The organism is Streptomyces sp. NPDC032745, assembly GCF_055579465.1.
The window spans coordinates 217,537-238,848 of record NZ_JBVING010000013.1 but is presented as its reverse complement, the minus strand read 5'-3'; the positions used below and the strand labels follow the sequence as shown (position 1 = coordinate 238,848).

At 71.4% G+C, this 21,312-nt stretch carries 21 protein-coding genes and 1 pseudogene; 13 read left to right on the top strand and 9 right to left on the bottom strand.

The annotated features are described in order from the left end of the window. Positions 1-28 precede the first annotated feature (28 nt). The 3 genes from ACZ5WG_RS29650 to ACZ5WG_RS29640 form a co-directional block, all read right to left on the bottom strand. Complete coding sequence (locus ACZ5WG_RS29650; protein ID WP_468727155.1) at positions 29-964, bottom strand: ParB/RepB/Spo0J family partition protein; 936 nt, start codon at positions 962-964, stop codon at positions 29-31. Further along, entirely contained in the window at positions 961-2,229 is a 1,269-nt protein-coding gene (locus ACZ5WG_RS29645; RefSeq protein ID WP_468727153.1) for a ParA family protein, read from the bottom strand. Before ACZ5WG_RS29645 ends, ACZ5WG_RS29650 begins: the two co-directional genes overlap by 4 nt. 183 nt (positions 2,230-2,412) lie before the next feature. Further along, a complete protein-coding gene (locus tag ACZ5WG_RS29640) occupies positions 2,413-3,087 on the bottom strand; it encodes a ScbR family autoregulator-binding transcription factor (RefSeq protein ID WP_468727151.1) in 675 nt (224 codons plus the stop codon). Between the two features lie 658 nt (positions 3,088-3,745). Here ACZ5WG_RS29640 and ACZ5WG_RS29635 point away from each other — a divergent pair. Next, positions 3,746-4,168: pseudogene (locus tag ACZ5WG_RS29635) on the top strand (DinB family protein); the annotation flags it as partial. Between the two features lie 9 nt (positions 4,169-4,177). Here the strand turns inward: ACZ5WG_RS29635 and ACZ5WG_RS29630 are convergent. Continuing rightward, positions 4,178-4,732: a flavoprotein gene (locus ACZ5WG_RS29630; protein WP_468727150.1), complete on the bottom strand. Its 555-nt coding sequence runs from the start codon at positions 4,730-4,732 to the stop codon at positions 4,178-4,180. 185 nt (positions 4,733-4,917) lie between these two features. On the opposite strand from ACZ5WG_RS29630, the gene ACZ5WG_RS29625 reads away from it, so the two are divergent. From ACZ5WG_RS29625 to ACZ5WG_RS29615, 3 genes are all read left to right on the top strand, one after another. Continuing rightward, complete coding sequence (locus tag ACZ5WG_RS29625; RefSeq protein WP_468727149.1) at positions 4,918-5,133, top strand: DUF4287 domain-containing protein; 216 nt, start codon at positions 4,918-4,920, stop codon at positions 5,131-5,133. Between the two features lie 101 nt (positions 5,134-5,234). Continuing rightward, on the top strand, positions 5,235-6,074 hold the full coding sequence (locus tag ACZ5WG_RS29620; RefSeq protein WP_468727147.1) for an NAD(P)H-binding protein: 840 nt from the start codon (positions 5,235-5,237) through the stop codon (positions 6,072-6,074). A gap of 40 nt (positions 6,075-6,114) precedes the next feature. After that, entirely contained in the window at positions 6,115-7,119 is a 1,005-nt protein-coding gene (locus ACZ5WG_RS29615; protein WP_468727146.1) for an AraC family transcriptional regulator, read from the top strand. On the opposite strand, the gene ACZ5WG_RS29610 is transcribed toward ACZ5WG_RS29615, so the two are convergent. Then, positions 7,116-7,595 carry a GNAT family N-acetyltransferase gene (locus ACZ5WG_RS29610; protein ID WP_468727144.1) on the bottom strand — a complete coding sequence of 160 codons (480 nt, stop codon included), beginning with the start codon at positions 7,593-7,595 and terminating at the stop codon, positions 7,116-7,118. The genes ACZ5WG_RS29615 and ACZ5WG_RS29610 overlap by 4 nt on opposite strands. A gap of 113 nt (positions 7,596-7,708) precedes the next feature. On the opposite strand from ACZ5WG_RS29610, the gene ACZ5WG_RS29605 reads away from it, so the two are divergent. Beyond that, on the top strand, positions 7,709-8,236 hold the full coding sequence (locus ACZ5WG_RS29605; protein WP_468727143.1) for an anthrone oxygenase family protein: 528 nt from the start codon (positions 7,709-7,711) through the stop codon (positions 8,234-8,236). Positions 8,237-8,248: 12 nt separating this feature from the next. Here the strand turns inward: ACZ5WG_RS29605 and ACZ5WG_RS29600 are convergent, their stop codons facing one another. Then, positions 8,249-8,743, bottom strand: a complete 495-nt coding sequence (locus ACZ5WG_RS29600) for an anthrone oxygenase family protein (protein WP_468727142.1) — start codon at positions 8,741-8,743, stop codon at positions 8,249-8,251. Between the two features lie 327 nt (positions 8,744-9,070). On the opposite strand from ACZ5WG_RS29600, the gene gdhA reads away from it, so the two are divergent. Both gdhA and ACZ5WG_RS29590 read left to right on the top strand, forming a co-directional pair. After that, entirely contained in the window at positions 9,071-10,426 is a 1,356-nt protein-coding gene (gene gdhA, locus ACZ5WG_RS29595; RefSeq protein WP_468727141.1) for an NADP-specific glutamate dehydrogenase, read from the top strand. A 198-nt stretch (positions 10,427-10,624) separates the two neighbouring features. Continuing rightward, positions 10,625-11,977: an AMP-binding protein gene (locus ACZ5WG_RS29590; protein ID WP_468727205.1), complete on the top strand. Its 1,353-nt coding sequence runs from the start codon at positions 10,625-10,627 to the stop codon at positions 11,975-11,977. A gap of 34 nt (positions 11,978-12,011) precedes the next feature. On the opposite strand, the gene ACZ5WG_RS29585 is transcribed toward ACZ5WG_RS29590, so the two are convergent. Continuing rightward, positions 12,012-12,464: a MarR family winged helix-turn-helix transcriptional regulator gene (locus ACZ5WG_RS29585; protein ID WP_468727140.1), complete on the bottom strand. Its 453-nt coding sequence runs from the start codon at positions 12,462-12,464 to the stop codon at positions 12,012-12,014. A 131-nt stretch (positions 12,465-12,595) separates the two neighbouring features. Between ACZ5WG_RS29585 and ACZ5WG_RS29580 the strand changes: the two genes are divergently transcribed. The 5 genes from ACZ5WG_RS29580 (at position 12,596) to ACZ5WG_RS29560 (ending at position 18,669) form a co-directional block, all read left to right on the top strand. After that, the gene (locus ACZ5WG_RS29580; protein ID WP_468727138.1) at positions 12,596-13,486 is read left to right on the top strand and encodes an alpha/beta fold hydrolase; all 891 of its coding nucleotides are present in this window, start codon (positions 12,596-12,598) and stop codon (positions 13,484-13,486) included. Between the two features lie 458 nt (positions 13,487-13,944). Further along, complete coding sequence (locus ACZ5WG_RS29575) at positions 13,945-15,057, top strand: bifunctional DNA primase/polymerase (RefSeq protein ID WP_468727136.1); 1,113 nt, start codon at positions 13,945-13,947, stop codon at positions 15,055-15,057. Positions 15,058-15,074: 17 nt separating this feature from the next. Continuing rightward, positions 15,075-16,601, top strand: coding sequence for a DNA primase family protein (locus ACZ5WG_RS29570; RefSeq protein ID WP_468727203.1), 1,527 nt, complete (start codon positions 15,075-15,077; stop codon positions 16,599-16,601). Then, positions 16,598-16,987, top strand: a complete 390-nt coding sequence (locus ACZ5WG_RS29565) for a DUF6009 family protein (protein WP_468727134.1) — start codon at positions 16,598-16,600, stop codon at positions 16,985-16,987. Before ACZ5WG_RS29570 ends, ACZ5WG_RS29565 begins: the two co-directional genes overlap by 4 nt. A gap of 155 nt (positions 16,988-17,142) precedes the next feature. Further along, on the top strand, positions 17,143-18,669 hold the full coding sequence (locus ACZ5WG_RS29560; protein ID WP_468727133.1) for an FAD-dependent monooxygenase: 1,527 nt from the start codon (positions 17,143-17,145) through the stop codon (positions 18,667-18,669). Positions 18,670-18,697: 28 nt separating this feature from the next. Here the strand turns inward: ACZ5WG_RS29560 and ACZ5WG_RS29555 are convergent, their stop codons facing one another. Next, positions 18,698-19,369, bottom strand: coding sequence for a ScbR family autoregulator-binding transcription factor (locus ACZ5WG_RS29555; protein ID WP_468727132.1), 672 nt, complete (start codon positions 19,367-19,369; stop codon positions 18,698-18,700). A 121-nt stretch (positions 19,370-19,490) separates the two neighbouring features. Between ACZ5WG_RS29555 and ACZ5WG_RS29550 the strand changes: the two genes are divergently transcribed. Then, positions 19,491-20,339, top strand: coding sequence for an NAD(P)H-binding protein (locus tag ACZ5WG_RS29550; RefSeq protein ID WP_468727131.1), 849 nt, complete (start codon positions 19,491-19,493; stop codon positions 20,337-20,339). A 12-nt stretch (positions 20,340-20,351) separates the two neighbouring features. On the opposite strand, the gene ACZ5WG_RS29545 is transcribed toward ACZ5WG_RS29550, so the two are convergent. Beyond that, positions 20,352-21,311 carry a ScbA/BarX family gamma-butyrolactone biosynthesis protein gene (locus ACZ5WG_RS29545; protein ID WP_468727129.1) on the bottom strand — a complete coding sequence of 320 codons (960 nt, stop codon included), beginning with the start codon at positions 21,309-21,311 and terminating at the stop codon, positions 20,352-20,354. Position 21,312: the final 1 nt, after the last annotated feature.

The window sequence follows — 21,312 nt, the reverse complement described above, 5'->3', positions numbered from 1 at the left end:
GTCGTGGGTGTTGCCTCGCATGCCCCGCTCAGAGTCGCAGCAGCAGGAGCTCGGTGACGGCCTTGAGGTCGTCAGGGGTGAGGTGGGCCGTCAGTGCGTCGGCGATCGTCTCCGGGGTATCCGTCGCGATCGTGATCCGGGGAGTGGGGGGCGACGGGGGAGTGGAGGGCGACGGAGGAGACGGGGGAGTCGGGGGACCGTTAACGGCGTTAACGGCGTTAACGGTCGGCGTCGGGTGGGCGCGCTGGCGGGGAGGGGTGACGGTGTTGAGGCTCTCGTCCGCCGCGGCCTCCTGGTGCTCCTGGGGGAGGCGGCCGATGCGGCGGGCCGGCTCGACCTTGAGCTCGCCCGTGTCGACCTTCTCCTGGAGGCTCGGAGTGAGGTTCAGGAGGGTCAGGCGCTGGGAGACCCAGGCCGCCGTCTTGCCCAGGCGCTTGGCGACCTGGGCTTGGGAGCCGTGGACGTCGACGAGTTCCTGGAGGGCGCGGGCCTGGTCCATGGGGGCGACGTCCACGCGGTGGACGTTGGCGATCAGGGCAGACTCGAGGATGTCCGCCGCGGAGGCGGACAGGGCGTCGTTCACGTGGATGTGCATGGTCTTCAGGCCGGCCAGCTGGGCCGCCGCGAGGCGCCGGTTGCCGTCGATGACCACGTACGGGGCGCGCCCCAGCCCGTCGGTCTGGCCCGGGTGGGCCTCCATGAAGGCCATGCGGGTGGCGACCGCGAGGGGCTGGAGCTGGCCGCGGGAGACGAGGGACTGGGCCAGCTCTTCGAGTTCGGTGAGGTCCTCGCGGAGGTTGAACGGGTTGTGGGCGAGTGCCTCGATGGGGACCTCGGACGGGGGGACCATCCCGGAGGTGGGGGCGCCGGTGGCCTCCGCGATCGCCGCGCGGCGGGAGCTGACGCCGACGGGCTGGGCCCGTGCGAAGGATGCCGAGACTCCGAGTTTGTCGGCCTTGCTCATGAGATCTCCCTGGCGAGGGCGCGCATGGCGATCGCCTGGTCGCCCTTGGGCGAGTAGACGAAGAGGGGCTGCTTCACGCGGACGGCTTCGCGCTGTTCCTTGAGGTCCGGTACGACGGCGACGACGCGCGGATCCTTTATGTCCATCCAGGCCTGGAGGGAGGAGGTCGCGATGTAGCCGCGGCGGCCGTCGTAGAGGTTGACGACGAGGCCGAGGTAGTCGATGTCGAGGCTCAGGTCGTCGCGCAGGTCGTTGATCTGGGACGTGAGGAGGTCGTACGCGTCGGCCGACGAGTCCTCCGCCTGTACGACGATCAGCGCGCCGGAGGCGCCCGGCTGTTCGGTGTCGCGGCGGCGCCCGTAGTAGATGGCGGCGTCCATGCTGAGGCCGAGGCTCGGCGGACAGTCGATGAGGATGACGTCGTAGTCGGATTCGACGGGTGCCAGGGCGCGTTCGAGGGCGGCCTCGCGGGCGCGGACGGTCGAGAGGCGGACGTCGAGGAGGAAGGCGTCCGTGCAGGCGGGCAGGAGGTGGAGGCGGTTGCCGAAGCGCTGGTCCGGGACGGGGACGATCAGGTCGGCGAGGGGGCCCTTGGCCTCGCTGGCCATGTGGCAGGTGAGGCTGTCGCCGCCGATGGGCAGCGGCTGCTGGCCGAGCTGCTTGGTGAGGTGGCCCTGGGGGTCGAAGTCGACCAGCAGGACGCGCATGCCGAGGCCCGGGAGGTCTTCCAGGTCCAGGGGGGTCGTCTCGGGGTGGGGCTGCTCGCTCTGCCTGCCCTCGTCGGATGCCGCGGCGCGGGCCAGCTGGCGGGCGATGCGGACCGGGTGGAGGGTCTCCGGGTCCTCGGCGAGGGCCTCGGCGGTGCCGGCGGTGATGGCGGTCTTGCCGACGCCGCCCTTCTGGTTGCACACGACGATGCGGCGCACCACGGACGGCCGCTTGACCGTGGGCGCCGGATTCATCTCCAGCCAGAGGCGGACCGCTTGGGCCAGACCCTGGATGAGGGAGACACCGCGGTCCTTGGAGTCGGCGCGGAAGGACTCCCACTGGCCGGCGGGCAGCCAGGTGGAGAACGACTCGGCGCCCGAGGTGTCGACGGGGGAGGGGGCGGAGGCGAGAGCGCTCCAGTGGGCGATCCCCTGGTGGACGGCGTCCTGGATGTCCACCCGCAGCTGGGCGGTGCGGATTTTCAACTCCTGGCGGAGCCACGGGGGGAGCTTGGAGACGACCTTCTCTCGGTCGCTCTGAGACGAGGGCGAAGTCATGAGAGGGACTTTACTAACGTTTGCCGACGGATGTGGGCGCCACGCTTGGGTTTTGCTAACGAAGGGGTGAAGGCGCGGGTGCCGCGGCCGGATCCGGGTACGCGACAGGGCGGCCTCGCACACGCCGTAGCGAGCACCCCCGTGGTTCGCCACGGCGTGTGCGAGGCCGCCCTGGATACGTCGTCAGCCGACCAGAACCGCAGAGGACTCCGGGGCGGGCAGACCGAGTTCGGCCCGGCAGGCGGGCGAGCCCGCCGGGTCGAAGTGGGGGATGCGGTGCGCGGGCACGATCCCCGGGAGCAGGAAGTTCCACAGGTCGACGATCCGGGTGTGCAGGTCTTCGCGGCCGGTGCGGACGTGTGAGGTGACCTGGATTCCGGTGAACGAGCCGACGAGGAGCGTCGACAGGTCGTACACGTCGAGCGACGGGATGATGTCGCCGCGCTCCTGGGCCGGCTTCAGGCAGACGTGGGCGGTTTCGATCCAGGCGTTGTACGGGGTCGGGTCCGGGTTCGTGAAGGAGCCGAACTCGATGACCAGGCGGATGCCGGCGCGGATGCGGACGTTGGCACGCAGCCCGTACGCCATCTGGTGCGTCAGGTCGATGACGGTCTGCAGACCCGGTTCCTCGACGGCGGGGACGCCTGCGGCGACCTGGAACTGCTCGTCGATCAGGGTGCGGGCGAGGGCTTCCTTGGACTGGAAGTGGAAGTACAGGGCGCCCTTGGTGACCCCGGCGTGCTTGACCACGTCGCTCAGGCTGGCGCCGCCGAAGCCGAAACGGTCGAAGGCGACGGCCGCACCGTCGAGGATCGCCTGCCGGGTGATCTCGGCGCGTTCCTGGCGGGCCCTTGCCATGTGCTCTCCCTGCCGCTTGCCGCCCGCTGTTGCTTGGCGGTTGGTGCCTGTTGCCGGGGTGCGAGCTGTGGTCGTCGCTGCGGCGGAGGCTCGTACAAGGTCAATCTAGTGGGGCGGCGGTAAAGAAAACCAGTCGACAAGTACTTTTAGCGGTGCGCGGCTGCGTCCGGCGGGCGTTAACGGCGTTAACGCCGTTAACGGTCCGTCCGGTTGGTGCCCGGGCGTTAACGCCGTTAATGGTCCGGGCCCCGGGCGGGCGTCCGGCGCAACGGTCCTCGCTGAGCCGGGGTCCGGCGTTAACGGCGTTAACGGCGTTAACGGTCCCCGTCCGGTCCGGTCTGGGGCGGGGACGTTAACGGCGTTAACGGTTCAGGCCCCAGGGCGAGCCGGGTTGGGCCGGGCCTCGGCATTAACGGCGTTAACGGTCTGCCCGGGCTGGAGCCGGGGCGTTAACGGCGTTAACGGCGTTAACGGTCCGCGGGCGCCGGAGCTTCGGGGAGCTGCGCTCCGGGAGGTGGGGTCCGGCATGTGAAACGGCGCCTACGGGGGGCCGTACGGCTGTGATGATCGACCGGTGATCGACGAACAGCGGACCCGTCCCGTGCTGGTGGGTGACGAGCGCGCCACCCTGACCAGCGTTCTGTAGTGGCAGCGGGACACCCTGATGATGAAGTGCGCGGGGCTGACGGACGAGCAGTTGCGGCGCAGGGCCGTCGCACCGTCCGGGCTGTCCCTGCTCGGGTTGGTACGGCACCTGGCAGAGGTCGAACGGAGCTGGTTCCGCAACGTCCTGAACGACGAGGACGTACGCGGCTACTTCCCGAAGAACGAGGCCGGGGAGTGGACGGACTTCCACGTCGAGGACGCGGACCCTGCCGAGTCGTTCAAGGTCTGGGAGGAGACGTGCGCACGGTCCCGGGCGATCGTGGACGCCGCCGGGTCGCTCGATGTGACGGGGCACTACGGCGACGAGGCGTACTCGCTGCACTACATCCTGGCCCACATGATCGAGGAGTACGCCCGGCACAACGGGCACGCGGACTTGCTGCGCGAGGCGATCGACGGCGTGACCGGGGAGTAGCCGCCGCCCTCAGGGGGTGCGTGGGGCGGTCACGGCGTCCAGGGCGGTGAGGGCCACCGGCCACGGGAAGTGGGACGGTGCGTCGGGGCCGGCCGGGCCGGGGACGAAGCCGTCCTCGCCGTAGAGGACGGTGACGCCGGCGCCGCGCAGGGTGGCCAGGGACTGGTCGAACTGCGGGTGCGCGGCGAGGGCGGCATTGGTGCAGGGCATGGTGATGACGGGGGTGCCCTTGCCGATCGCCTCGGCGGCGACGCCGACGGCGAAGCGGTCGGTGAGGCCGAGGGCCCAGGAGTTGAGGGAGTTGAAGGTGGCCGGGGCGAAGAGGATGGCGTCGGCCGCCGGCCATACGTCGGGCTCGCCGGGGAGCTTGTACTGCCAGCGCACGGGGTGACCGGTCAGGGCGGCAAGGCCGTCGAGGCTCCCGGAGAGCCAGTGTGCGGCGGTCGGGGTGAGGCCGAGGCAGACGTCCCAGCCGCGGGACTGGGCGTCCTCGATGACGTGGGCCACGTCGAATACGGGCGGGGCGGCGGAGCAGAGCAGGTAGAGCGTCCTCGTGGGGGTCATACCGCCATGTGATCACATGAGTTGATCTCGACCATAGTTGAGGTGACGTGATAGGCCATCTGGGCGAATATCGGATGACTGTACGGACTGCAAGATTCTTCGTCTGCCGGCGATGAGTTCCGGGCGGGGCTCGGGTCTACCTCCGTGACAGCGAAGCACGACGTACGGACAGGAGCACCGCAGACATGAGCGAGCCGGTGAAGGGTCCCGCCAGCTACTTCCCTTCGATCGAGAAGAAGTACGGACGACCCGTCGCGGAATGGAAGGACCTGATCCGGTCCTCTCCGCTGACCAAGCACATGGAGATCGTTGCCTGGCTCAAGACCGAGCACGGACTGGGGCACGGCCACGCCAACGCCCTGGTCGCGCACACCCTTGGCGAGGACGCGGGGCGGTCCTGAGGCGCTGGGCCGCCGTACGGGGGGCAGGGCGTGGACGTACGCGTATGGAGCTGAGCTTTTCGGCGATGTTCCGTCTCGCGGCGCCGGGCTTGACTGGAGCCATGACACAGACACCGCAGCACACGAAGAACGCAGCCCCCTCCACCCTCGTCATCGGGGGCAACGGCAAGACCGGCCGGCGCGTCGCCGAGAAGCTCCGGCTCCAGGGCCGCCCGGTCCGGATCGGCTCCCGTACCGGAGCCCCCGCCTTCGACTGGAACGCCCCCGTCACCTGGGGACCGGCGCTGGAGGGCGTCGACCGGGTGTACGTGACCTACTACCCCGACCTCGCCTTCCCGGGGGCCGCCGAGCAGATCGGCGCCTTCTCGCGGGCGGCCGTGGCCGCCGGGGCGCGCCGCCTGGTCCTGCTGTCCGGCCGGGGCGAGGAGGCGGCGCAGCGCGCCGAGGAGAGCCTGAAGGCGTCCGGGGCCGACTGGACGGTCGTCAGGTCCAGCTGGTTCAACCAGAACTTCGACGAGAGCTTCTTCCTGGAGCCCGTACTGGCAGGGGAGATCGCCCTGCCGACCGCGGACGCCGTGGAGGCCTTCGTCGACGCCGACGACATCGCCGACGTGGTGGTGGCCGCGCTGGGCGACGACCGGCACATCGGCAGGACGTACGAACTGTCCGGACCGCGGCTGATCAGCTTCACCGACGTCGCCGCCGAGCTGTCGAAGGCGACGGGGCGCACGATCACGTACGCCCCCGTCTCCCATGAGGCGTACCGCGCGGTGCTCCGCGAGCACGGCCTGCCGCAGGAGTTCGCCGACCTGTTCACGATGATCTTGGACGGGCGCAACGCGCATCTGGTGGACGGGGTGGAGGAGGTGCTCGGCCGGAAGCCGAAGGACTTCGCCGAGTTCGCCCGTGACGCGGCGGCGACCGGTGTCTGGGACGTCTGATTCCCTGTCGCAGGGCGGGGCGCCGGGAGAGGATGGGCCCATGGACACGCTGAGCGGCCTCCTCGAAGGCCCCAAAGCCCGGGGCGCCTTCCTCCTCAAGTCCGTCTTCAACCCGCCGTGGGCGGTGCGGATCGAGGACCGGGCTCCGCTGTCGGTGGTCACGATGGTGCACGGGGCGGGCTGGCTGCTGCCCGACGGGGGCACGCCCGTACTGATCGGCCCCGGGGACGTGGCCGTCGTACGGGGGCCCGAGCCGTACACGCTGGCGGACGCCCCCGGGACGCCGGTGCAGATCACGGTGGACCCGGAGCAGCGGTGCAGCACGCAGGCGGGCGAGGACGTCAGCGAGTCCATGGCACTGGGGGTGCGGACCTGGGGCGCGGAGTTCCAGGACGCCGGGTCGGCGGTGATGCTGAGCGGCACCTACCAGGCGCCGAGCGAGATCGGCCGGCGGCTGCTGGCCGCGCTGCCGACGGTGCTGGTCCGGCCGGCCGCGGCCGCGGACGCCACCTTGATCGGGCTGCTCGCCTCGGAGATCTCCCGGGACGAACCGGGCCAGGAGCTGGTCCTGGACCGGCTGTTGGACCTGCTGCTGATCGGGGTGCTGCGTACGTGGCTCGCGGACCCCGGGTCGGGGGCCCCTGGCTGGTACCGGGCGCAGGGCGATCCGGTGGTCGGGCGGGCGCTGCGGCTGCTGCACGAGAACCCGGCCCACGGCTGGACGGTGGAGGAGCTCGCGACGAAGGCGGGGGTCTCCCGGGCCTCGTTGGCGCGGCGGTTCACGGACCTGGTCGGGGAGCCGCCGATGGCTTACCTGACGGGGTGGCGCCTGGCCCTGGCGGCCGATCTGCTGAGGGAGCCGGACGCCACGGTGGCGACGGTGGCCCGACGGGTGGGCTACAGCTCGGCGTTCGCGCTGTCGACGGCCTTCAAGCGGGTCCGCGGGGTCAGCCCGCAGGAGTTCCGTACGGGGGCCGCCGCCCTGGCCGGCGGCCCGGCGACCGCCGGGCCCCCGCGCACGGTGGTCCTGCCGGACACGACCTAGGCGGGCGGCAGGTCCAGTACGCCGACCGTCTGGCCGCCGCTCACCTCGCCGGTGAGGCGGAAGCCGAGGCCCAGGTAGAACGGCTCGGGGGTGCCGGGGCCGGGCTCCCAGGTGACGTACGCGCGGTCGGCGCCGCGGCGCCGGAGCTCGGCGGTGACGGCCTGGACCGCGAAGCGGCCGTAGCCCTTGGCCTGGTGGGCGGCATCGACGTTCAGGCGCCAGATGCCCGAGCGGATGTCGGCGGGGTCCCGCTCCGGGGCCCAGGCGATGTCGACGAAGGCCATGACGAAGCCGACGACCTCGTCGCCGTCGACGACGGCTCGCGGCCAGGCGGTGTCCCCGTGGACGTAGGCCTCGGCCAGGGATTTGACCACGGGGGAGACGAGGTGGGCCTGGTCGGGGCGTACCCGTATCGCGCACACCGCGTCGAAGTTGGCTGCGGTGACCGGCTCCAGGCGGAGTGCGGAGGTGCTCATGGCCGCACCCTACCGAGGGTGCGGCCTGCGCAGACACCGGAAATTTCGAGATCAGATCAGATCAGAACAGAACCCGTGGCAGTACGACCAGATCGACCAGATGGGAGCCTCTCGTGCAGACGAACACAGCCGGCGGCAGCAACCGGATCGCGACCGTCCTGCTCATGGTCTCGACCGTGCTCGTGGGCCTGATGGCGGGCCTGTTCTCCGCGTTCGACGTCTCGGTGATGCCGGGGCTGGCGCGGGGCGACGAGCGGACGTACGTCACCGCGATGCAGAACTTCAATGCCGTCATCGACGGGAACGGGCTGTTCGGCACCGTCTTCGTGGTGGCCCTGCTCGCCGCCGTCGCCTCGGCGGTCCTCGAGTACCGCAAGGGCCGGCGCGGGGTCGCGGTGTGGGTGGGGGCGGCGGCCGCCCTGTACCTCGTCGTGCTGGTGATCACCTTCACCGTGAACATCCCGCTGAACAACGAGCTCGCCGATGCGGGGGACGCGGCGAAGCTGACCGACTTCTCGATCGTGGAGAAGTTCAAGGGGACCTGGGTGACCACGAACATCATCCGCACCCTGCTCTGCACGGCGGCCCTGACGGCCCTCGCGCGGGCGCTGGTGCTGTACGGGCGGGCCACCGCGCGCTGAGCCGCAGCGGCCTCAGAGGCGGCCGTGCAGTACGAGGGCCCAGGCCAGGCAGCCGAGGGCGATCGTGCACAGCAGCGTCCGCCAGCGGTTGGCCGGCACCCAGCGCGACGCGAAGGCCTGCCGGACGGCAGCCGGATCGGCGATGCGCTCGACGGGACCGGCCTGCTCCAGGGCGTTGTTCAGCGGGATGTTGACCCTGCCGGTGACACCGAGCTGGAGGGCGTACGCGACGAGCGCACCGATCAGCGGCGGCGCCACAACGCCTGCGCCGGAGGCGATGTGCAGGGCCAGCGCGAGGCCCGTGAACAGCAGGGAGCCGAGGAAGCCGATCATGAACCAGCCGTTGATGATCGCGACGTTGATGCGCTGCATGACCGCGATGAACGTCCGGTCGTCCGAGCGTCCCAGCGCCGGCATCACCGAGACGTCGAAGGCGAAGAACAGGCCCGCCATCAGGCCCGTCGTGATCGTCGCGGCGATGAGTGAGAGGAGCCCTGCGATGTCCACGTCCGTTTCCCCCTGTTGGTGGTCTGCGCATGGTCTGTTCGCGGTCATGCACGGGTCATCGAATCGTCAAGGCTGCCGATCGTAGGGGCAGCAAGGCCGCGTGTCGCGGGGGATTCACGGAGATGTCCGCTGTCCGGGGAACGGAAGCGCTCCCCGGCGCGACTCTCTGAGCGGTAGCCTCCGCCGGGGGCCGGGGCCGCATTTCGGAAATGTTTTTCCGAAAAGATGCGTCCGGGGCGCTCCGCCCGGAGCGTCCATACGCGCGGTCCCGCGGACACCATTCACCTGCCGTCGTCTACGCACCGCGCACTCCCTGGAGGGACACACGTGAAGGACTCGAAGGACAGGCTGGAAGCACTGCGGGCCGAGATCGAGCGCCGCAACCCCGCGCAGCCCGAGTTCCACCAGGCGGTACGGGAGGTCCTCGAGACCCTGGCCCCCGTCTTCGCCGCCCGGCCCGAGTACGCCGACCCGGCCGTGGCCCTGGTGGAGCGGCTGACGGAACCCGAGCGGCAGATCCTCTTCCGCGTCCCGTGGCAGGACGACCGGGGCCGCGTCCACGTCAACCGCGGCTACCGCGTCGAGTTCAACAGTGCGCTCGGCCCGTACAAGGGCGGCCTGCGCTTCCACCCGTCGGTGGACATCGGCGTGGTGAAGTTCCTGGGCTTCGAGCAGATCTTCAAGAACGCCCTGACCGGCCTGGGCATCGGCGGCGGCAAGGGCGGCAGCGACTTCGACCCGCACGGCAGGTCGGACGCCGAGGTCATGCGCTTCTGCCAGTCCTTCATGACCGAGCTGCACCGGCACATCGGCGAGCACACCGACGTGCCTGCGGGGGACATCGGCGTCGGCGGCCGCGAGATCGGCTACCTCTTCGGCCAGTACCGGCGCATCACCAACCGCTGGGAGGCCGGCGTCCTGACCGGTAAGGGCCAGGGCTGGGGCGGCTCCGCGATCAGGCCGCAGGCGACCGGTTACGGGAGCGTGCTGTTCGCCGCCGAGATGCTGGCGGTGCGGGGCGAGTCGCTGGACGGGCTGACCGCGGTGGTCTCCGGCTCCGGCAATGTCGCGCTGTACACGATCGAGAAGCTCCAGCAGCTCGGCGCGAACCCGCTCACCTGCTCGGACTCGAAGGGCTACGTCGTCGACGACAAGGGCATCGACCTGGCGCTGCTCAAGCAGATCAAGGAGGTCGAGCGCGGGCGCGTGAGCGAGTACGCGGCGCGGCGCGGGTCCTCGGCACGGTTCGTGCCCGGCGGGCGGGTCTGGGAGGTGCCGGCGGACGTCGCCTTCCCCTCCGCCACGCAGAACGAGCTGGCCGCGCAGGACGCCCGTACGCTCGTCGCGAGCGGGGTCAAGGCGGTCTCCGAGGGCGCCAACATGCCGACCACTCCCGAGGCCGTACGGATCCTGCAGGAGGCCGGGGTCGCGTTCGGGCCCGGCAAGGCGGCCAACGCGGGCGGTGTCGCGGTCAGCGCCCTCGAGATGAGCCAGAACGCCGGCCGGGTGGCCTGGAGCGGGCAGCGGGTCGAGGACGAGCTCGCGGGCATCATGCGCTCGATCCACGCCGTCGCGTACGAGACCGCCGAGCGGTACGGGGCCCCGGGCGACTACGTCACCGGCGCGAACATCGCCGGGTTCGAGCGGGTCGCGGACGCGATGCTGGCGCAGGGCGTCATCTGACCGTACGGGGCCCGGGGCTTCGGCCCCGGGCCCCGTACGGCGCCGCTGCGCGGGCGGTGCGCGCGGTGCCCGCCGGGCGGGCGGCGGCGGGCTTCGACTCCGCCTCGAGCGCAGGCGGGCCGGTCTTGCCCGGCGGGCGGGAGCCGGGCCGTAGCCTGGGGCCGACCAGGCCGAAGGAACACCGAGGGGGACGTGACCGTGCTGACCGCTTTGGACGGGGTGTACGGCGACCGCAAGGACGCGATCGGCGTCGCGGGGCGGACCGCCTCGTACGAGGAGCTGCTGGGCGCGGCGCGCGCGGTCGCCGCCGACGTGGCCGGGGCGAAGGCCTTCGCGGTCACCGCGACGGCCTCCCTCGAGACCGTCGCGGCCGTGGTCGGCGGGCTGCTGGCCGGAGTGCCGTTCGTACCGCTGCCGCCCGACGCAGGGCCCGCCGAGCGCGAGCACATCCTGCGGGACTCCGGGGCGGTGCTCGTGGACGTGGACTTCGCCCGCCGCTCCGACTGGAACGGGCCCGCGGCCGCGCCCGAGGACCCGGCGCTGGTGCTGTACACCTCCGGGACCACGGGCGCGCCCAAGGGCGTCGTGCTGACCGGCGCGGCGCTCGCCGCCGACCTGGACGCGCTCGCCGGAGCCTGGCAGTGGAGCGCCGAGGACACGCTGGTGCACGGGCTGCCGCTGTTCCACGTGCACGGGCTGGTGCTCGGCGTGCTCGGGGCCCTGCGCACCGGCAGCCGCCTCGTGCACACCGGGCGCCCGACGCCCGAGGCGTATGCGGCGGCGGGCGGGAGCCTGTACTTCGGGGTGCCGACCGTGTGGTCCCGTATCGCCGGGGCTCCGGAGGCCGCGGCCGCGCTGTCCGGGGCCCGGCTGCTGGTCTCGGGCAGCGCCGCACTGCCCGCGCCGGTCTTCCGGGACCTGGAGCGGCTGACCGGGCTGCGGCCCGTCGAGCGGTACGGGATGACGGAGACGCTGATCACCATCAGCGGCCGCGCGGGCGGTGAGGTCCGCCCCGGTACGGTCGGCACCCCGCTCCCGGGGATTCGGACCCGGGTCGCGGCCGAGCCGGGCGCCGAGATCGGGGAACTCCAGCTGACCGGGCCGACGTTGTTCGCGGGATACCTGGGCCGTCCGGAGGCCACGGCGGCCGCGTACACCGAGGACGGGTGGTTCCGTACGGGCGACATCGCGGCCGTGGACGAGGCGGACGGGGTGCACCGGATCGTGGGGCGGGCCTCCATCGACATGATCAAGTCGGGTGGCTACCGGATCGGCGCCGGGGAGATCGAGAACGCGCTGCTGGACCACCCCAAGGTCAGCGAGGCCGCGGTGGTGGGGGTGCCGGACGCGGACCTGGGGCAGCGGATCGTCGCCTTCGTCGTCGCGGAGGGGGTGACGGGCGCCGAGCTCACGGAGTTCGTCGCCGCGCACCTGTCCGTGCACAAGCGGCCGCGCGAGGTGCGGTTCGTGCCGGCGGTTCCGCGCAACGCGATGGGCAAGCCGCAGAAGAAGCTCCTGCTGACGGGGGAGTTCGGCCCGCAGGCGGGCTGAGGGCCCGAGGCCTTTGGCGGGGCCCGGGGGCGGGCTAGCGGGGTTGCCGGACCAGGTGGCGGGCCAGGAGCTCCAGGGCCTCGGTCAACTCCGGGAGGCGGGCGGCCTCGGCGGTGCCGAGGGCCTTCGTGAGGGCGTCCTCGACCTTGGAGGAGCCCGCGGCCCGGACGGCGGCCACGCGGTCGGAGACCGTCGGGGACGGCCGGACCAGCGTGCGGCGGCGGTCGGCCGGGTCGGGGGCCGTCTGGACCGAGCCGGCCTCGCGGAGGCGGGCGACGGCGGTGGAGACCTGGCTCTGGGGCAGCCCGGTGCGCTGGGCCGTCTCGCCGACGGTGGTGTCGGGGTGCGCGGCGATGTCTCCGGCGACGATGACCACGGAGCGGGTGCTGCCCGCGTACTGGCCCGGTCCGCCGGGGGGTTCGGGCAGGGCTTCCTCGCCGAGCTTCATCAGGGCGCGGCCCAGCAGGAACAGTTCGATTCCATCCATGAAGGCAAGGTACATCAATAGCGATACATCGAGAGGGATGCATCGGTATTGATGTATCCGTTTCGATGGATTAGGCTGGTCGCAGAGCAGCGGGCGAAGGCCGTTGCGGCAGACATCTTGGGGGAGTCGTCATGTCCAACACCGTTCACAGCAGCAGCAACAACAGCAGCAACACCACCGGGATCCTGGCGGTGGCCGGTGCCACGCTGCACTACCGGGTCCAGGGCTCCGGCCCGCTGCTGCTCATCGCGCAGAGCGGGGAGGGGGACGCGGACCGCACCGTCGACATGGTTCCCCATCTCACCGACACCTTCAGGGTTCTGACCTACGACCGCCGCGGTCTGTCCCGCAGCCGGCTCGAGGAGCCCGGGCGGACCACGTCGCTCGCGGAGCACGCCGAGGACGTGCACCGGCTGCTGGCGGCCGTCACCGACGAGCCCGCCCTGATGCTGGGGTGCAGCATGGGCGCCCTCATCGGGCTGCATGTGGCCGCACGGTATCCGGGGCAGGTGAGCACCCTGGTGGCCCACGAGCCGGTGGCCCCGCGGCTGCTGCCGGCGCAGCTGCGGGACCGTCACGAGGCGGAGCTCGCCGGGCTGCAGGGGCTGTACCGGGCGAGCGGGCTCGGCGGGGTGTTGGCGGAGATGGCCCGGGTGGTGGGCATAGACCCCTCCCGGCAGGACGCCGAGCCGGGCCTGACCCCGCAGCCGATCGACGACCGGCGGCGGGTCAACTTCGACTACTTCATCGAACACGACCTGTCCGCAGTCATCGGGGACACCCTCGACCCGGCCGGGCTGACCCGCACGCAGACCCGGATCGTCCCGGCGGTCGGTGCCGAGACCCCGGCCGGGGTGTTCGACCACCGGTGCGCGATCGAACTGGCGGACCTCCTGGGTGCCGGGATACAGACCTTCCCCGGCGGGCACAACGGGAACACCACGCACCCCAGGGCCTACGCGGACAAGCTCCGGTCCCTGCTCGCCACGACGCCTTGCCCCGAGTCGCTTGCTTCCCGCTAGACCTCCGGCCCAGGCGGGCTCGAGCGGCCCGGGAGGGGCGCGTGCGGGTGCAGCGACTGAAGGGGAGCGACTGAACGATCGCTGGGTCGCTGGGAGCAGTTGGGGAAAGGCGCAGGTCAGAGCGCTTGTTTGAGTGCGGCAGCGACTGAAGCGACTGAAGGCTCAGGTATATGGAGACATTGGCGTGCGTGCGCGTGTGTGCGCGTGTGCGTCATATATAGGCGACTTGAGTCGCTTCGGTCGCTGTTCTGTCTTGCACAGGCCTGTGACCTGGTGTTCTGTGAGCTACTCGGCGAGCGACTGAACGAGATTCGGTAGCTGACCGGTCAGTCGCTCGGTCGCTGGGGCTCGCTGTGGACACGTACACCTGTTCTGGCTCATACGCCTCTCGTCCCTCGCGGGTTTCGCTAATCTGATTTTGGGCGTTGAGTCGCTTCAGTCGCTGATGGGGGAAGTGAATGGCAGCTGAGCTGCGGGTTTCGCGCAGCGACCCACGGCAGTTCACCAGAGCTGCAACGGTCGCATCGCGGCCTCTGACGACTGCCAGATGGTGTGCGCGTCAGGGGTGGCCGGTTCACCCCCTTGCCTCGGGTCGCAAGACGCCGGTGGGCAACTGCGACGCGTGCCGGGTCCCGGGCCACAGCCGGGGGGCGTGCGACTGCCTCCGGGCGGGCCGCTGGTGCCATGGATTCCATGCAGCCACGCTCGACTTCGAACGGATCGAGCAGTGGTGGGGTGCCCGCCCCGAGCTCGGGGTCGGTGTCGCCACGGGCCCCGCAGGCCTCGTCGTCATCGACATCGACGCGCACGCGCGCGAACTCCCCGACCGCGAACGGCTGCTGCCCGGTGTCGGGATATCCGACACGGTCGACCTCACCGGGCTGGCCAACGGCTTCCACACCCTGGGCGTGCTGGCGGCGCTGCGTGGCGCCGCCAGTCCGGCGGACGACGAGTCGACCCTGCGCGTGCGTACGCCCTCCGGGGGCCTGCACGTGTGGTACCGCAACGCCGGAGGCCACCGGTGGCAGTGCTCCGCGGGATCGGGCGGTGGCCGGGCCCTGGCCTGGCAGGTCGACGTACGGGCGCACGGCGGGTACATCGTGGCTCCTGGGACCGTGACCCCGGCGGGCGTCTACCGGCCCGTGGGCGCCACGCGCGTGCCCGCGACGCTGCCGGCCTGGCTCGCCCGGGAGCTGGAGCGCACCGGGCACCTGCCCTCCGCGGCCGCCCACGGGCCCCGTCCCGTACCGCCCCGGGCCCGGCAGGCCGTGATCGCGGCGGGCGGGGGACGCGGTGTGTCGGAGAGGGTCCTGGCAGGAGTGCTCGCCGAGGTCGCCGCCTGCGCGGCCGTACCCGAAGGGGCCGCGTTCTCCGAGAAGTTGAACCGTGCCGCCTTCACGGCCGGCGGACTGGTCGCCGCCGGGCACGTCGGCGAGGCCGAGGTCCTGCGGGCCCTGCAGGATGCGGCCGAGCTGGCCCGCCCCGGGCAGGAGCACCGCTGCCGCGGCATCATCCGTGGCGGGCTCAGCGCGGGACTGGCACGTCCGCTGGCCCTCCGAGGCCGCGTGTGAGCGTGGAGAACGACAGCATGCTGTCCGGCTTCGACGTGCAGGCGGTCGCCGCCCAGATCCTTGCGCAGCCCGTCCCGGCTCCCCGGGAGCCGGCGGAGTCCAGGGGGAGTTCCGCCGTCCGGGAGGCGGCCGGTGCTTCCCCGGCAGCGGCCGGCGAGGCGACGGCGGACGGACTGCTGCCGGATACGCTCACCGACCGCGGCAACGCCAAGCTGTTCGTCAAGCTCTACTGCAACGACTACCGGCACGTTCCCGGGATCGGCTGGTTCCGCTGGGACGGCACGCGCTGGCAGATCGACGAGGACGACACCGTGATGTGGTCCGCGGGCGACCTCGCGGAGTCCATCGCGACCGCCGACCCGCGAGGCGTCTACACCCCGGCCGCGCTCCAGCAGCACCGCCGCCGCACGCTCAGCACCAGCGGGATGAACGCGATGCTCACCCAGGCGAAGTCCGCCCCGGGCATGGTGCTCAACGCGGCCCGGCTGGACGCCGATCCGTACGCGCTGTGCACCCCCGCGGGCGTCGTGGACCTGCGCTCCGGGCACATCCGCCCTGCCGAGCCCACGAAGGACTTCCACTCCCGCTCCACCTCGGCGGCGCCGCAGCCGATGCCCACGCCGCGCTGGAACAGCTTCCTGACGGACACCTTCGGCGAGGGGCCGGAGGGCGCGGAGATGATCGACTTCCTGCAGCTGCTGCTCGGCTACTCCGTCACCGGGGACGTCGGCGCCCAGGTCATGCCGTTCCTGTTCGGGTCCGGCAAGAACGGCAAGTCCGTGCTGCTGGACGTCCTGATGAAGCTGCTCGGGGACTACGCGGACGCGGCGCCGCCCGGGTTCCTGATGTCACGGCCGTACGAGGGGCACCCGACCGACCTCGCGGAGCTGCACGGCAGGCGCGTGATCGTGTGCAGCGAGGTCAAGCCGGGCGACCGCTTCGACGAGGCCCGAGTCAAACTGCTCACCGGCGGCGACCGCATCAAGGCACGCAGGATGCGGCAGGACTTCTTCAGCTTCGAGCCGACGCACAAGATGTGGCTGCTGGGCAACCACCGGCCCGAGGTGGGCACCGGTGGGTTCGCGTTCTGGCGGCGGATGCGGCTCATCCCGTTCGAGCGGGTCGTCTCCGACGACCGCAAGATAGACAACCTGGCGGACCTCCTCGTCACCCAGGAGGGTCCGGGCATCCTCAACTGGCTGATCGAGGGCGCCCGTCGGTACGTCGGCGGAGACAAGGACCTGACGGGCCCCGAGCGGGTGCGCATCGCAACCACGGCGTACGCGGAGACCGAGGACCACACCGGGCGCTTCATCGGCGAGACCTGCCGCCTCGAGGCCGATCTGCGGGCGGAGCAAGCCCAGCTGTACGCGGCCTACAGGGGCTGGTGCCAGAATGAGGGGGCCCCTGCGATCTCTTCCCGGGCCTTCGCGGCACGCGTCCGCGAGGTGGTGGGACTGGCCTCGCCGAAGGAAATGATCCTGTCCAACCAGCGCAAGTACTACCCGGGCATCGGCCTGCTCGCGGACGAGGAGACAGCATGAGCGCCCTCATCGCAGAAGACGAGATCGTCCACGAAGTGGACCTCGTCTGGCTCGAGGACATCAGCCGGCTCGACTACGTCCGCCAGAGCCTGGACCGGCTGCCGACCCGGCGCGGCAGGCCCGCGTACCACCGTGACGGCCGGATGGTCGGGTACGCCCTGCTGGGGCCGAAGGCCAAGCCGTCGCGCTCCTCCGGCACCTTCCGGCGGCGGGTGTTCTGGCTGCTTCCGCACGACCGGGACACCGCCCCCGACGGGCTGTATGCGAGGGGGGCGCCGGCCGAGGCCGTGGACGCCCGGACCCTGGCGCCGGGTATCAAGGGGCGCAAGACCGAGCGCTCCGAGGGCGGCCCCATGTCCTCGGCGATGCGCGAGCGCCTGCCCTGACCTGCGCCGGGGCGTTCCCCGCCCCGGATTCCGGACCCCCCTTCCCCGAGCAATCGGACGACGGACTCGGTGTGCGTGCCGACGAGATCGATTTCAGCCTGCCTTGGGCATGAAAAAAACAGCACAGCCGGTATATTTTTGTTGCCGTAGGGGACATGGGCCAAGGGGAGGGCACCGCTGTGCAGGGGGAACGCCGGATACGGGCGCAGGTGGCGGTGGTCGGCGGGGGGCCCGTCGGGATGCTTGTGGCCGCAGAGTTGGCCGCGTACGGAGTCGACACCGTCGTCCTCGAATCGGGGGCCGACGTGTCCGAGAGACCCAAGGCGACCACGCTGCACGCCCGGGCGGTGCAGTGCCTGGCCCGGCGCGGCCATCTGCCGGCGCCGACGGCCCCGTACAGCCGTGCGGCGGCAAGCAGCCCCTTCCACTTCGGGGGCCTGCCAGGCCTGGTCATCACGGCTCCCGAGAACGAGCCGGAGCCGATCCTCAAATGCCCGCAGGCGCAGCTCGAGCGCCTCTTCGAGGGGCGGGCCGGCGCCGCGGGCGCGCGGATCCTGCGCGAGCACCGGGTGACCGGGGTGTCCCAGGAGCCGGACGGGGTGCGGATCACGGCCGAGGGGCCGGCCGGGCCGGCCGTCTGCACCGCCCGGTACGTGGTGGGGGCCGACGGGGCCCGCAGTACGGTCCGCCAGCATGCGGGCATCGACTCCGACACCCATCCGGCAACGGTATCGGCCCTGATGGGGGCCGTCACGCTCGCCGACCGGGACGCGCTGGCGGAGGGCTGGCACCGTACGCCCCGCGGCTGGATCGTGGTCAAGCGCGACCCGGAGGGCAGGACTCACATCCGCACGCTCAACTGCACCGGGGCGCACGCCGACCGGCACCTGCCGCCCACCCTGGACGAGCTGCGCCGCGAGGTGTCCTGGATCGCCGGACGCGAGATCGCGATGGAAGAGCCGCGCTGGCTCAGCAGGTTCAGCGACTTCACCCGGCTGGCCAGGACCTTCCGTGCGGGACGGGTCTTCCTTGTGGGGGACGCGGCGCACGTGCACTTCCCGATCGGCGGTCAGGGCCTGAGCACCGGGGTGCTGGACGCCCTCAACCTGGGCTGGAAGCTGGCGCTCGCCGTGCGCGGGGAGGCGGGCCCGGACCTGCTGGACACCTACGACCCGGAGCGCCGGCCGGTCGCCCGGCGGGTCATCGACAACACGCGGGCCCAGCTCGCCCTGATGCGGCCGGGGCCCGAGGCCGACGCCTTGCGTGGGGTGTTCTCCGGGCTGCTGGCGGCGGACGGGGCCCACGGGCACCTCAGCGGCATCATCAGTGCCCAGGACACGGTGCTCCCGGAGCACGCGGGGCGGGCCGCCCCCGGTGCAGGAAGGTTCCTGCACAATGTCGCGCTCACCACCGCGACCGGCGAGACCGACGTGATCGGGCTCCTGCAGGACGGCCGGCCGTTGCTGCTGCTCTTCGGCGAGAAGGGCGGTGGCTACCGCGACGATGCGCGGGGCCGGGAGGGGATCCTGCGCGTGGTGCGCGCCCGGCCCACCCCCGACGTGCCGTACGAGGCGCTGCTGGTGCGGCCCGACGGCTACATCGCGTGGGCACCGGGCGGTGAGGACCTGGCCGTCGCGCTGTCGGTGTACTTCGCCGAGGGGTCCCGTGCAGGGCGCCCGTGACGGAACCGGGGCCGGTACGACCGGCCGCTCAGGCGATGGCGTCGGCGTTCTCCAGCTCGTCCGCCACCTTGAGGGCCTCGGCGTAGACCGTGGCTCCCCGCGTCTCGGCGAGGTCGAGCGAGGCCAGGACGGAGGGCACGGTGATGCTGGGCAGCAGGTGGCGCATCAGTGCGGATGCTCTGACGGCCAGGTCGCGGTAGTCACAGATCGCCTGGGACATCGACTGGACGCCGGCGAACGAGCCCACGATGATGTCGGCGGTCTCGGCCGGAACGACGTGCGGCAGCAGCTCGCCCTGTTCCTGGCCCTTCTGGAGCGATGCGGTGACGACCTCGGCCCAGCGCACGAACGGGCCACTGCGGTCGAGGCCCTGCGCAAGCTGGTCCATGGTCAGCCGTACACCGGCGCGCACCATGGGATCCGTCTGCAGGCGGTAGGCGTGCAGCATCACCATGTCCAGGATCTCCTGCACCTTGGAAGTGCGGTCGGGGACCATGATCCGCTGATCCTGTTCGGCGAGTACGCCTTGCGCCAGGTCTTCCTTCGACTGGAAGTGGAAGTACAGCGCTCCCTTGGTCACCCCGGCCTCGGTGAGGATCTGGGAGATCGTGGCCGCCTGGTAACCGGAATCTTCGAAGATCTTGGCCGCCGCAGAAAGGATCGCCTGCCGTGTGCGGATGGCCCGGACCTGCTCAGCCACTCTGGATCCTCCCTGCTCTGGTGGTGGGGCGTCAGTAAAAAACCGCTCAGTTCGTATCTTACAGCGGGTAACCATCTTCGGCCGATAGCGGCGGAGGAAATTGTCAGGTCAGGGGGGAAACATGCTTCTTGTCACCGGCGCCACGGGGACGATCGGGCGGGAAGTGGTCCGGCGGCTCCCCGCCGAGCTGCAGGTGCGCGTCATGGCCAGGGAACCGGAACGCGTCACGGGCGCGTCTGCGACGGCCGAGCTCGTTCACGGCGACTACCGCGACAGGGCGTCGCTCGTACGAGCCCTGCGCGGGGTGGGCACCGCCTTCCTGGTGACCAGCCGCGTCGGGGGGGACGACGATGCGGGCTTCATCCACGCCGCGCGGTCGGCCGGCGTACGGCGCGTGGTGAAGCTCTCCGCCGCGGCCGTCGAGGACTCCGGGGCGGATGACCTGATCACCCGGTGGCAGCGCGGGAACGAGGAGCTGCTGCAACGCTCCGGGATGGAATGGACGCTGCTGCGCCCGCGCTCGTTCATGTCCAACTCCCTGTCCTGGGCGGCGTCCGTCCGCTCGGACCACGTGGTGCGGGCCCTGTGCGGGTCGTCGGGCAACGCCTGCATCGATCCGCGGGACATCGCGGACGTGGCGGTGCACGCCCTCACGGGGGGAGGCCATGCGGGCCGGGCCTACACGCTGACCGGGCCCGAGGCGATCACTGCGGCCGAGCAGACCGCCCAGCTCGCCGAGCTGCTGGGCCGTCCGCTGCGCTTCGAGGAACTGGGTCCGGAGCAGGCACGTACCGCACTGGGCGAGCGCTATCCGAGACACCTCGTGGAGGCGCTCCTGGCCGGCGCGGAGCGCCAGCGCGCCGGAGCGAAGGCCCGGGTGGACCCGACGGTCCCCGCGCTGCTCGGCCGGCCTGCCCGTTGCTTCCGCGGATGGGCGAGGGATCACCTGAGCGCTTTCGTGTCAACGTGATGCCGGTGGCCGTCAGAGGTCGCACGACCCTGCGGTCACGATGGAGCTGAAGACGCGGCGGCCGTTCTGATGGCCGGTCACCCGGATGGCCTCCCGTCCTTCGGGGACCACCCCTTTGGGGAGTTCGTGCGTCTCGATGACGCAGGGAGTGTCCAGTTCTGTGTACCGCTCGAAGGTGCTGTCCAGGCTGAGGGGAAGGAAGGAGCAGCGTCCCAGCACGGCGGAAGTGGCCTGTCGGGCGGCCTCGAGCAGCACCATGCCGGGTATGTGGTCGACAGGGTGGTCGAAGAGCACGGGGTGGCGGGTGTCAGCTCGCAGGTACCAGCGGTCCGGCCTGTCGGTGGGGGACAGGACGACGTCCATGGGCGACAGGCGTCCGACGCTCTGCGGGGCCGCCGGGGCGGTGAGCGGCAGCTGCCGCTGTTCGCCGCTCAGGGCGCGGTCGCCGCGCAGCCGTCGGTAGACGATCGGCGAGATGCACGTGTACGAGGCAGCCGCCGTCGCGGCCAGTCGACCGTCGCGGCGGATCACGGCCTCGTAGCGCAGGCTCGCCAGCTGGTTGCCGCGCCGTTTGACGTCGGTGCAGGTGACGGCGATGTCGATCGAGGCGGGTGCCCAGTCCATCTCGAGCTGCTGGGGCTCCACCGCGATGCTGAGGTCCCTGAGCAGGAACTGATGCCCGAACGGGACGCCGAACTCCGCATGGCCCAGCAGGGCGCCGACCTGGCGGAACGTCTCGACGGCTATGAGCGGGTCGTGATGGCTGCCGTGGACGGGGGTGTAGAAGCTGTGACCGCGAGGCCACTGCGCCGTCACCGTGAAGTGGGTGTCGTCCAGGCGCTGCCAGTCGGTCAGCATGACCTCGGCGACGGCGGCGCGGTGCACCAACTCCTTGGGAACGGTCGTGGTCCAGGTGGTGGGGTGAAGAACGCCGGGTCTGTTCGTGGAAGTCCAGCCGTCCCGTCCCGTCATT

Excerpts from the sequence above, each read along its gene's own strand:
- ACZ5WG_RS29650 (WP_468727155.1), bottom strand. The coding sequence starts at position 964 with ATGAGCAAGGCCGACAAACTCGGAGTCTCGGCATCCTTCGCACGGGCC.
- ACZ5WG_RS29645 (WP_468727153.1), bottom strand. The coding sequence starts at position 2,229 with ATGACTTCGCCCTCGTCTCAGAGCGACCGAGAGAAGGTCGTCTCCAAG.
- ACZ5WG_RS29640 (WP_468727151.1), bottom strand. The coding sequence starts at position 3,087 with ATGGCAAGGGCCCGCCAGGAACGCGCCGAGATCACCCGGCAGGCGATC.
- ACZ5WG_RS29630 (WP_468727150.1), bottom strand. The coding sequence starts at position 4,732 with ATGACCCCCACGAGGACGCTCTACCTGCTCTGCTCCGCCGCCCCGCCC.
- ACZ5WG_RS29625 (WP_468727149.1), top strand. The coding sequence starts at position 4,918 with ATGAGCGAGCCGGTGAAGGGTCCCGCCAGCTACTTCCCTTCGATCGAG.
- ACZ5WG_RS29620 (WP_468727147.1), top strand. The coding sequence starts at position 5,235 with ATGACACAGACACCGCAGCACACGAAGAACGCAGCCCCCTCCACCCTC.
- ACZ5WG_RS29615 (WP_468727146.1), top strand. The coding sequence starts at position 6,115 with ATGGACACGCTGAGCGGCCTCCTCGAAGGCCCCAAAGCCCGGGGCGCC.
- ACZ5WG_RS29610 (WP_468727144.1), bottom strand. The coding sequence starts at position 7,595 with ATGAGCACCTCCGCACTCCGCCTGGAGCCGGTCACCGCAGCCAACTTC.
- ACZ5WG_RS29585 (WP_468727140.1), bottom strand. The coding sequence starts at position 12,464 with ATGGATGGAATCGAACTGTTCCTGCTGGGCCGCGCCCTGATGAAGCTC.
- ACZ5WG_RS29580 (WP_468727138.1), top strand. The coding sequence starts at position 12,596 with ATGTCCAACACCGTTCACAGCAGCAGCAACAACAGCAGCAACACCACC.
- ACZ5WG_RS29575 (WP_468727136.1), top strand. The coding sequence starts at position 13,945 with ATGGCAGCTGAGCTGCGGGTTTCGCGCAGCGACCCACGGCAGTTCACC.
- ACZ5WG_RS29570 (WP_468727203.1), top strand. The coding sequence starts at position 15,075 with ATGCTGTCCGGCTTCGACGTGCAGGCGGTCGCCGCCCAGATCCTTGCG.
- ACZ5WG_RS29565 (WP_468727134.1), top strand. The coding sequence starts at position 16,598 with ATGAGCGCCCTCATCGCAGAAGACGAGATCGTCCACGAAGTGGACCTC.
- ACZ5WG_RS29560 (WP_468727133.1), top strand. The coding sequence starts at position 17,143 with ATGGGCCAAGGGGAGGGCACCGCTGTGCAGGGGGAACGCCGGATACGG.
- ACZ5WG_RS29550 (WP_468727131.1), top strand. The coding sequence starts at position 19,491 with ATGCTTCTTGTCACCGGCGCCACGGGGACGATCGGGCGGGAAGTGGTC.
- ACZ5WG_RS29545 (WP_468727129.1), bottom strand. The coding sequence starts at position 21,311 with ATGACGGGACGGGACGGCTGGACTTCCACGAACAGACCCGGCGTTCTT.